Raw genomic sequence first — 6,114 nt, forward strand, 5'->3', positions numbered from 1 at the left:
GGTGGCTCCGGAGGACGACATCCCGGAGGAGGACGACCCGGACCTCAACGAGGACGCGTTCTCCGGCCAGGAGCTGATCATCCGCGAGCTGGGTGCCACGGTGCTGGAGGAGATCCACCACCGCGGCAACTGAGCGACGCCGTAGGCTCAGCGGTGACGATCGAAGAACCGCACGACAGCCATGACAGCAAGGAGTGAGCCGTGTTCCCCGGTGGTGGTCAGCCCAACATGCAGCAGCTGCTCAAGCAGGCGCAGAAGATGCAGCAGGATCTCGCGAAGGCCCAGCAGGAACTGGCCGAGACGAAGGTGAACGGTACGGCGGGCGGCGGCCTGGTCGAGGCCACGGTGACCGGTGCCGGTGAGCTGGTGGCGCTGACCATCGCCCCGGCCGCGGTCGACCCGGAGGACACCGAGACCCTGGCCGACCTGATCCTGGCGGCGGTCCGGGACGCCAACCAGACCGCGCAGAAGATGCAGGCCGAGCGGATGGGCCCGCTCACCCAGGGCCTGGGCGGCGGCGGCATCCCCGGTCTGCCGTTCTAGGACTTTCTAGGACTTCCAGGACCCTGGAGAGCCCCTGGAGCTCCCTGGAGAACCCCTGGAGCCCCCGGAGGGCCTCCAGAGGCGCCTCAGGGCAGCCCAGAAGCGGTCCGATGGTCTGAAGTTCAGACGATTGACCCATGTGATTTCTGTGGGAGTCGGGCGTCGGGCGGTGTGTCCGACGCCCGATTCGTTGGATGATGGCACCGGAGCACCACCGACCATCCGAGGGAAGGCGCGACGTTGTACGAGGGCGTGGTTCAGGACCTGATCGACGAACTGGGCAGGCTGCCCGGCGTCGGGCCCAAGAGCGCCCAGCGGATCGCCTTCCACGTGCTGCAGGCCGACCCGATCGACGTGCGCCGCCTCGCGCACGCGCTGCTGGAGGTCAAGGACAAGGTCCGCTTCTGCGTGGTCTGCGGCAACGTCGCGGAGGCCGAGCAGTGCAGGGTCTGCCTGGACCCCCGCCGCGACCTCGGCGTCATCTGCGTGGTCGAGGAGTCCAAGGACGTCGTCGCCATCGAGCGCACCCGTGAGTTCCGCGGCCGCTACCACGTGTTGGGCGGCGCGATCAGCCCCATCGAGGGCGTCGGCCCGGACGACCTGCGCATCCGCGAGCTGCTCGCACGCCTCGCGGACGGTACGGTCACCGAGCTGATCCTGGCCACCGACCCCAACCTGGAGGGGGAGGCGACCGCCACCTACCTGGCCCGGCTCTGCAAGCCGATGGGCCTGAAGGTGACCCGTCTGGCGAGCGGTCTGCCCGTCGGAGGGGACCTGGAGTACGCGGACGAGGTCACCCTCGGTCGCGCCTTCGAAGGGAGACGACTGCTCGATGTCTGACCGGACGATCAACCAGCAGCCCCACGGCCACGGCTCGGAGCCGGACGACTTCGCCGTGCAGATCGCCGACTCGGTGGAGAGCTTCGTGCTCGCCGTCACCGAGGTCGCCAAGGGCGACGAACCGGGCAGCGCGGTCTCGCTGCTGCTCCTGGAGGTGTCGCAGCTGCTGCTGGCCGGCGGCAGGCTCGGCGCGATCGAGGACGTCGTCCCGGACGACCGCTTCGAGCCCGACGCCGGGCCGGAGCCGGACGGCGAGCAGCTGCGCGAGCGCCTCGCCGTGCTGCTCGCGCCGATCGACGTCTACCACGAGGTCTTCGACCCGTACGGTCCGCCGGAGAAGCCGAACGCCTTCCGGATCTCGGACGACCTGGCCGGCGTGGTCAGCGAGCTCCAGCACGGCCTGACCCACTACCGCGAGGGCCGGGTCAGCGAGGCGCTGTGGTGGTGGCAGTTCTCGTACCTCTCCAACTGGGGCACGACCTGCACGGCGGTGCTGCGGGCGTTGCAGTCGCTGATCGCCCACGTCCGGCTGGACAGCCCGATCGGGGCGGTGCCGGACGGCGCGGACACCGACGACGACGGGCTCACCGACGAGCAGCTGGAGCAGCAGGCCGGGGACCTGATGGCGGCCGAGCTCGGCATCGGGCGGTAACGGACAGCGGTAACCGACGGCGGCGGGCAGCGGCCGGTCATGGGCCACCGGTAGCGGGAATTCCGCCTACCGGCGCCCGGCCGCGCGACGGATTGTGACGAATGCCTCAGCAATCCGCCCGGAAAAGAAATCCGGCCGAGCCGCCGTACTCCGATCCGCTGATTCTTCGGAGCGTTACCGAATTGCCCGCAGACCCTGTCGGCGGAGAGCCCCGCACCGCCGACCACGTGCTGAAACGTCCGTCTCATCATATGGAAAGCGCCGGTCGCGGCACCCCTGCTCGGTAGACTGACGCCGACCGCACCCCCCTCTCCCCCGGGGGGTACGGGGGCCTGTCGCCCCCGGAAAACGACACAAGTCGAGGAGCGCACGTGGGCCTTGTCGTGCAGAAGTACGGCGGCTCATCCGTTGCGGATGCCGCAGGCATCAAGCGCGTAGCCCGCCGAATCGTTGACGCCAAGAAGGCCGGCCATGAGGTCGTCGTCGTGGTGTCCGCGATGGGCGACACGACGGACGAGCTCATCGAACTCGCGGAGCAGGTGTCACCGCTTCCTGCCGGCCGTGAGTTCGACATGCTGCTGACCGCTGGAGAGCGCATCTCCATGGCGCTGCTGGCCATGGCGATCAAATCCCTGGGGCACGAGGCGCAGTCCTTCACGGGCAGCCAGGCCGGTGTCATCACGGACTCCGTGCACAACAAGGCGCGCATCATCGACGTGACGCCGGGCCGCATCCGCACCGCCCTGGACGAGGGCAACATCGCGATCGTGGCCGGCTTCCAGGGTGTGTCCCAGAGCAGCAAGGACATCACCACCCTGGGCCGCGGCGGCTCGGACACCACGGCGGTCGCCCTCGCGGCCGCGCTCAAGGCCGAGGTCTGCGAGATCTACACCGACGTGGACGGCGTGTTCACCGCCGACCCGCGCGTGGTGAAGAAGGCCCGCAAGATCGACTGGATCGCGTACGAGGACATGCTGGAGCTGGCCTCGTGCGGATCCAAGGTGTTGCTCGATCGGTGTGTTGAGTACGCCCGTCGCTACAACATCCCGATTCACGTACGCTCGTCCTTCTCGGGTCTTCCCGGGACGATCGTCAGCAACGACAACCCGCACAAGCCCGAAGGGGGCGAGATGGAGCAGGCCATCATCTCCGGAGTCGCCCACGACACCTCCGAGGCCAAGGTCACGGTCGTCGGCGTGCCCGACAAGCCGGGCGAGGCCGCGCGCATCTTCCGCGCCATCGCCGACGCCGAGGTCAACATCGACATGGTGGTGCAGAACGTCTCCGCCGCCTCGACCGGCCTGACCGACATCTCCTTCACCCTGCCCAAGACCGAGGGCCAGAAGGCCATCGACGCGCTCGGCCGGGTCAAGGAGGGCATCGGCTACGAGTCGCTGCGCTACGACGACGCGATCGGCAAGATCTCGCTGGTCGGCGCCGGCATGCGCTCCAACCCGGGCGTCACCGCCACGTTCTTCGAGGCGCTGTCCGCCGCGGGCGTCAACATCGAGCTGATCTCCACCTCGGAGATCCGCATCTCGGTGGTCACCCGTGCGGACGACGTGCCGGAGGCCGTCCGCGCCGTGCACAGCGCCTTCGGACTGGACAGCGAGACGGACGAGGCCGTCGTCTACGGCGGCACCGGGCGATGATCCGGGAGCCGGGCGGGGGCACCGGGTGACGACCCGGCGCCCGAACCTCGCCGTCGTCGGCGCCACCGGCGCGGTCGGCGAGGTGCTGCTCGGCCTGCTCTCCCTCCGCCAGGACGTCTGGGGCGAGGTCCGACTCGTCGCCTCCCCGCGCTCGGCCGGCCGTACGCCGGTGGTGCGCGGAGAAGCGGTCGGGGTCGTCCCGCTGGCGGAGGAGGCCTTCGAGGGGATCGACGTCGCCGTGTTCGCCGTCCCCGACGAGGTCTCCGCCCAGTGGGCGCCGATCGCGGCGGCCAAGGGCGTCGTGGTGGTCGACGACTCGGCCGCCTTCCGTACCGCCGACGACGTGCCGCTGGTCGTCCCCGAGGTCAACGCGGCCGCGCTGCGGATCCGTCCGCGCGGCATCGTGGCCAGCCCGGCCGGCACCACGCTCGCGCTGACCGCGGCGGTCGGCGCGCTGCACGCCGAGTACGGGCTGGAGCAGCTCGTCGTGGCCACCTACCAGGCCGCCAGCGGCGAGGGCCGCGAGGGCGTGGCCGCGCTGCGCGAGCAGACCGCGCTGGTGGCCGACACCGAGGTCGGCCGGCAGACCGGCGACCTGCGCGCCGTCATCGCCGACCACGGGCCGTTCGCCGCCCCGCTCGCCCTCAACGCCGTGCCCTGGACCGGCGGCCTGCGCGACGGCGGCTGGTCCGCCCAGGAGCTCGGCCTGCGCGACGAGGCCCGCCGCATCCTCGGCCTGCCCGCGCTGCGGGTCTCCGCGACCTGCGTCCGCATCCCGGTCGTGCGGACCCACGCGCTGGTGGTGCACGCGCGCTTCGAACGCGAGGTCAGCCAGGAGCACGCGCAGGACATCCTGCGGGAGACGCCCGGCGTGGTGCTCTACGACGATCCGGCGTCCGGGGAGTTCCCCACCCCGAACGACGCGGTCGGCACCGACCCGGTCTGGGTCGGGCGGGTGCGCCGGGCGCTGGACGAGCCGGACGCGCTCGACCTCTTCCTCTGCGGCGACAACCTGCGCAAGGGCGCCGCGCTCAACCTGCTGCAGATCGCCGAGCTGGTGGCCGGTGAGCTGACGGTGGGGGAGGAGTAGCGTTCGGAGCCGCGGACCCCGGGACCGCGGGACCGCGCACTTCGGGACCCCGGGACCGCGGGACCGCGTACTTCGGGACCCCGAGCCCCCGGGACCGCGCACTTCGGGACCCCGAGCCCCCAGGGGCCGGGGGCTCGGGGAATCCCCGTCGTGCCCATGGAGTTCGCACCGGTCGTCCGGACCTGTGTCCGCTCCTCGACACAATCTGTCCGGAATCCCGTGGAGCCCTCTTCCACCGATGCGGAAGAATGGCCCCCGGGCTGGGCAACCATGACAGGGGATCGAGTGTCCAACGGGCGTGGCGAACGTGATGGTGGGGGCAAGGGCGGGCATCCCGGCGAGAGCCGCGGTGGCCTTCCCGTCGCGCGCCCCGTGGCCTTCGAGTAGGCCGGAAGACGACCAGATGACGGCGGCCGCACCGGGTGCGGCGGACTCCGGCGCCGGTACCGACGCGGGTACCAGCGAGGACCTGCTCACCGAGACCTACCAGGCGCACTACCGCTCGCTGCTGCGGCTCGCCGCGCTGCTCCTGGACGACCTCTCCACCTGCGAGGACGTCGTGCAGGAGGCCTTCATCCGGGTGCACGCCGCCCGGCGCCGGGTGCGCGAGCCCGAGAAGACCCTGGCCTACCTGCGGCAGACGGTGGTGAACCTGTCGCGCTCCACGCTGCGTCGCCGGATCCTGGGCCTGAGACTGCTGCCGAAGCCCATGCCTGACATGGCCAGTGCAGAAGAAGGTGCCTACGATGCCCTGGAGCGCGACCAGTTGAAGGCCGCGCTGAAGGGTCTGCAACGCCGTCAGCGGGAGGTTCTGGTGCTGCGTTACTTCGTGGACATGACGGAGGCGCAGGTCGCCGAGACCCTGGGCATCTCGATCGGCTCGGTGAAGGCCTACGGTTCACGCGGACTCGCCGCCCTCCGGGCCCAGATGGAGGCCGGACATGGATGACGGCGCCCGGCAGCGGCCCGGGGACGACGATCTCTCGGGACTCTCCGCCGAGGAACGGGCGCTGCGCGAACTCCTGCACGGCGCGGTGGCCGGGATCCAGCCCGAGCCCGGCGGCCTGCCCCGCATCCGGCAGGCCGTACCCCGCCGGCGGGCCGCCCGGCGCGGCGCCCTGACCGGCGCGCTGGCACTGGCGGCGGCCGTCGCGATCGCGCTGCCCGTCCTGCACGAGGGGGACCACTTCGGGCTCTCCGGCGGGCCCGGTTCGGCGGAGGCCAGGAGCACCGCCCCCGTCACGCCCAGCGGTACGGCGGCCGGTGGCGCCAGCGGGACGGGCTCCGCCTCGCACCCCGCTCCGAGCGGCACCGGGACCACGCCCCCGGCCACCGCG

The 6,114-nt window shown here is 71.4% G+C and carries 6 protein-coding genes and 1 pseudogene; all 7 read left to right on the forward strand.

Annotated features, from left to right (window positions below):
* The first annotated feature begins 201 nt into the window (after nt 1-201).
* Nucleotides 202-543: a YbaB/EbfC family nucleoid-associated protein gene (locus J0670_RS26965; protein ID WP_207814276.1), complete on the forward strand. Its 342-nt coding sequence runs from the start codon at nt 202-204 to the stop codon at nt 541-543.
* Nucleotides 544-783: 240 nt separating this feature from the next.
* Entirely contained in the window at nt 784-1,383 is a 600-nt protein-coding gene (gene recR / locus J0670_RS26970) for a recombination mediator RecR (protein ID WP_207814277.1), read from the forward strand.
* Nucleotides 1,376-2,035, forward strand: a complete 660-nt coding sequence (locus tag J0670_RS26975) for a DUF5063 domain-containing protein (RefSeq protein WP_207814278.1) — start codon at nt 1,376-1,378, stop codon at nt 2,033-2,035. Before recR ends, J0670_RS26975 begins: the two co-directional genes overlap by 8 nt.
* A 371-nt stretch (nt 2,036-2,406) precedes the next feature.
* Nucleotides 2,407-3,687, forward strand: coding sequence for an aspartate kinase (locus J0670_RS26980; protein ID WP_207814279.1), 1,281 nt, complete (start codon nt 2,407-2,409; stop codon nt 3,685-3,687).
* Nucleotides 3,688-3,712: 25 nt separating this feature from the next.
* The gene (locus J0670_RS26985) at nt 3,713-4,777 is read left to right on the forward strand and encodes an aspartate-semialdehyde dehydrogenase (RefSeq protein WP_207814280.1); all 1,065 of its coding nucleotides are present in this window, start codon (nt 3,713-3,715) and stop codon (nt 4,775-4,777) included.
* 403 nt (nt 4,778-5,180) lie between these two features.
* Nucleotides 5,181-5,726, forward strand: a complete 546-nt coding sequence (locus tag J0670_RS26990) for a SigE family RNA polymerase sigma factor (RefSeq protein ID WP_243437577.1) — start codon at nt 5,181-5,183, stop codon at nt 5,724-5,726.
* Nucleotides 5,719-6,114, forward strand: a pseudogene (locus tag J0670_RS26995) (hypothetical protein); the annotation flags it as partial. The gene J0670_RS26990 and the pseudogene J0670_RS26995, both read left to right, overlap by 8 nt.

It is taken from the genome of Streptomyces sp. FH025, assembly GCF_017427025.1.
In the GTDB taxonomy this organism is placed as follows: Bacteria; Actinomycetota; Actinomycetes; order Streptomycetales; family Streptomycetaceae; genus Kitasatospora.